Here is a 3,398-nt window from a genome sequence, read left to right on the forward strand (position 1 = left end):
CGTACCCAAAGGTGGAGGATACAAGCAGCGATGAAAAGTGAATCGTTGTTTGAATGGTGAGATGTACTTGAAATAACCTGAAACCCCGCACCTTTCTTATTATTATTATCGAATTATTGGATAAAATACTTTATTTTGCTGCTTAGTTGTCATTGTAAAAATCATAAATATCATTATTTGATATCACTGCAAAGTTATTAATATGCATTCGTTTACATAAAATATACCGCTCCAGCGTCCTTAATAGCGACCGAAGGGAGTATCAGGCGTACCCGCAGGGTGTTGCATCCATGCTTCGCCAACGCTCGCTTTGTATATTTATGCAACCCTTATGCAACAAAAAGGGGTTTTTGCAGGGGAATCATTATTTTGCTTGTATAAACTTATTCGCTCAGCTACCTGAGCGGCTTATAATACCGCTCATTACCAGCCTGTTTGGGGTTAGCCGGTAATATTAATTCCTTTCGCTACATTGGCGGCAATCGGGTTTACTGGCTTTTCGCTCATTATTCCAGCAGGAGCCACAGTGCTTACCGGTAGTGAATCAACCTTGGGTTCCTGGGCAGGAGCCATTTTCAGTCCTTTAATAGCCTCATGCCAGGTGCCTCTTAACTCCAGCAGGAATCCCTCCACCTCATCCAATATGCCAATTTCTTTATGAGCATTGGCCTGGGTAAGACGGTGGTAGAAATACTCGTAAAGAGCAAATAGCCTCCCGGATATTTCATATTCCATATTCAAAGTTGACATCAACTCTACAATAATTTCTTCAGCTCTCATTATCTGCTGGTGAGCCCGGTTTATATCCTTGTCTTCTATGGCCTTCTTGGCATTACTAATGTTTTTTATCGCACCGTCATAGAGCATAAGCAGCAACTTCTCTGGAGCAACGGTTTCCACCACCGATTTCTTGTATTGATTATAAGCCTGAGCATTAACACTCATCCTTCAACCTCCTAGCGATATATATCACTATGGACAATATCGAGTGATTCCAGCAAAAACTTTATATTGATTGGCAAAATTAGGACCCCCCATAAAACGAAAAACCTGGGGAATAATTCTCCCCAGGAAATTGGATCTGCTTTGATAAAAGAAGTACTTTTGCCTTCACCCGGTTATGAATCCCGGTAAGCCTTAAGGCTTTGCTCCAGATGCAATTGCCAGCGCGAATAAGACGGAATCAGGGATTGTGATATTTCTGCTCTGGCCTTTTCTAAATCATTGGCTTCAAAAGCCTGGGCCAGCATTTCCAGGCTCCGCTTCAGTTCGGCCGTGGCCTCCTGCAACTCATCCATATTATCCGCCTGCAAGACCGGCTGTATTGGTATTTCAATAGAGGAGAAGGCTTCCAATACATCTTCAAAAAGAAATATCGTCTCTTTTAACTTACCCTCGTCCATTCGTTCGTTAATATGTATCAAGCCTTCCTTAATCGTCCGGGAAAGCTCGACTATTTGCCCGGCAGTCTCATATAAAAATTCCATTTGGCCTTCCTTTCTAATCCCTGATAAAAACTACCCGGGTATGTTTTTGGGCATTCCAAGTCTACTTTTCTTTCACCCTTCTTTGCTGAAGCAGGAGGAGCCATAAATTAGGCCAAAATGTCTAACATGCTTCCCAGATGGGGGTTCACTGATTTCTCCAGGGCCTGGCTGCTCATTTTCATCATGTCGATAATACCCTGGGCCGCTTCTTTGCTTGCATCCATCTGCATTTTCATTACCCCGGTCGCCACCTCTTGTTGCAGCCTGGCGGCCTGAACTCCCATAGCCATCCCGGCAATAGCTGCAGTTTCCATTTAGTAGCCCCCTTCCCATCCTTATAGGTAAATTTTACCCTTTAGTTTAAAATAATTCAAGACAATTGTCTCGTTTCCTTTTCTTAAACCGTTTTTATTCTAAAAACCTATGTATCCAGGGAAGATTCTTCTATCAGATTCACCTCCAACTTCTGATACTCCCTACGCCTGACACCCGACGACCTACGCCTTAACCATCCGCTTCTGACGTCCAACGTCTGACCACCGACGACTGACAACTTGTTACCGTCTCCCGACAACTTGTTACCGTCTCCCGACATCAGATTTCCGCCCTCCGTCATCCGCCTTCCTTCTTCCGTCATCCGGCGACCGATGTCTGACGACCGACGACCAAACATGATGTATCACATAATCCTGTTCCTCCCGCTTCAATCCCGGGAAAATGGGCAGGCTGATTTCACGCCGGTAGAAATCCTCCGCCACCGGAAAATCACCAGGAGCATAGCCATAATTTTTACAATAGTAAGGCTGGAGGTGCACCGGAATATAATGTACCTGCACCCCGATTTTTCGCTCCCGTAGGTAGGAAAATACTTCCTGGCGGTCAATCTCAGAAGACAAGAGCAAAGGATAGAGATGATAGGCATGTCGGTCTCCTACAGCAGGGTGCGGCGGAGTATGCAGTTGCTCTATGCTGGCAAAGGCCTGGTCATAATAGCAAGCTATCCGCTGCCGTTCCTTCACAAAAGTCTCCAACTTCTTCAACTGGGAAATGCCCAGGGCCGACTGAATGTCGCTTAAGCGGAAATTATAGCCCAAGCTTTGCATTTCGTAGTACCAGGGGCCGTGGTTTTCCATCATCTGGGAAGCATCACGCACTATTCCATGGTTGCGAAATTGCCGCAAGCGCTCCTGCAGCTCCGGGTTATCCGTCAGCACCATTCCCCCTTCCCCGGTAGTTATATGTTTTACCGGGTGGAAACTCAAGATGCTCATATCCGCATCCTGGCCTACTGCTCGCCCCTGTCTCCGCGCCCCCAGGGCATGAGCAGCATCCTCTATAATCAGGAGATTATGCTTCCGGGCTATTCCCTTTATCACGCTCATATCCACCGGATAACCGGCATAGTCCACCGGAATAATAACCCGGCTGCGCGGAGTAATAGCCGCTTGAATCAGCTGCGGGTCAACACAATAGCTGTTAATATCCATATCCACAAAAACCGGGCGCGCTCCAAGGTAAACAGCAGCATTAGCCGTGGCCAGAAAAGTTACCGGGGAGGTAATAACTTCATCCCCCGGCCCTATCCCCGCCGCATACATGGAGGCATGCAAAGCCGAGGTGCCGCTGTTAAAAGCTACCGCATAGGACATACCGCAGCAGGCAGCTACCTGTTTTTCGAACTCCTCTCCCCGGGGTCCCTGGGTAATCCAATCCGAGCGCAGAACTTCTATAACCGCATCAATATCGTCCTGATCTATGTTTTGTCTGCCATAAGGAATAAAACCATCTATCGCCATGTTTTAAACTGCCTCTTTTCCCTAACCTTTATCAAATTCCATGCTTCGGCCAATCCATCAAGCCCGACATCCGATGACCAGCCCTTTATCCCAACGACCGAAGACCAAATGACCC

General features: G+C 46.7%; 4 protein-coding genes. All 4 read right to left on the bottom strand.

Features of this window, described 5'->3' with window-relative positions; genetic code table 11:
- Positions 1-441: 441 nt before the first annotated feature.
- The 4 genes from fliS to pseC all read right to left on the bottom strand — a co-directional run bounded on the left by fliS (position 442) and on the right by pseC (position 3,283).
- Positions 442-945 carry a flagellar export chaperone FliS gene (gene fliS / locus PHP87_RS08400; RefSeq protein ID WP_299920320.1) on the bottom strand — a complete coding sequence of 168 codons (504 nt, stop codon included), beginning with the start codon at positions 943-945 and terminating at the stop codon, positions 442-444.
- A 173-nt stretch (positions 946-1,118) separates the two neighbouring features.
- Entirely contained in the window at positions 1,119-1,487 is a 369-nt protein-coding gene (locus tag PHP87_RS08405) for a hypothetical protein (RefSeq protein ID WP_299920321.1), read from the bottom strand.
- A 107-nt stretch (positions 1,488-1,594) separates the two neighbouring features.
- Positions 1,595-1,801: a YjfB family protein gene (locus tag PHP87_RS08410; RefSeq protein ID WP_299920323.1), complete on the bottom strand. Its 207-nt coding sequence runs from the start codon at positions 1,799-1,801 to the stop codon at positions 1,595-1,597.
- 264 nt (positions 1,802-2,065) lie between these two features.
- Positions 2,066-3,283 (bottom strand): UDP-4-amino-4,6-dideoxy-N-acetyl-beta-L-altrosamine transaminase, encoded by a 1,218-nt coding sequence (gene pseC / locus PHP87_RS08415; protein WP_299920325.1) that lies wholly within the window; start codon positions 3,281-3,283, stop codon positions 2,066-2,068.
- Between the last annotated feature and the right edge of the window lie 115 nt (positions 3,284-3,398).

The sequence above is a fragment of the Syntrophomonas sp. genome (assembly GCF_028707975.1).
Classification (GTDB): domain Bacteria; phylum Bacillota; class Syntrophomonadia; order Syntrophomonadales; family Syntrophomonadaceae; genus Syntrophomonas.

Coding starts and splice junctions, on each gene's coding strand:
- PHP87_RS08405 (WP_299920321.1), bottom strand. CDS start 1,487: ATGGAATTTTTATATGAGACTGCCGGGCAAATAGTCGAGCTTTCCCGG.
- pseC (WP_299920325.1), bottom strand. CDS start 3,283: ATGGCGATAGATGGTTTTATTCCTTATGGCAGACAAAACATAGATCAG.
- fliS (WP_299920320.1), bottom strand. CDS start 945: ATGAGTGTTAATGCTCAGGCTTATAATCAATACAAGAAATCGGTGGTG.
- PHP87_RS08410 (WP_299920323.1), bottom strand. CDS start 1,801: ATGGAAACTGCAGCTATTGCCGGGATGGCTATGGGAGTTCAGGCCGCC.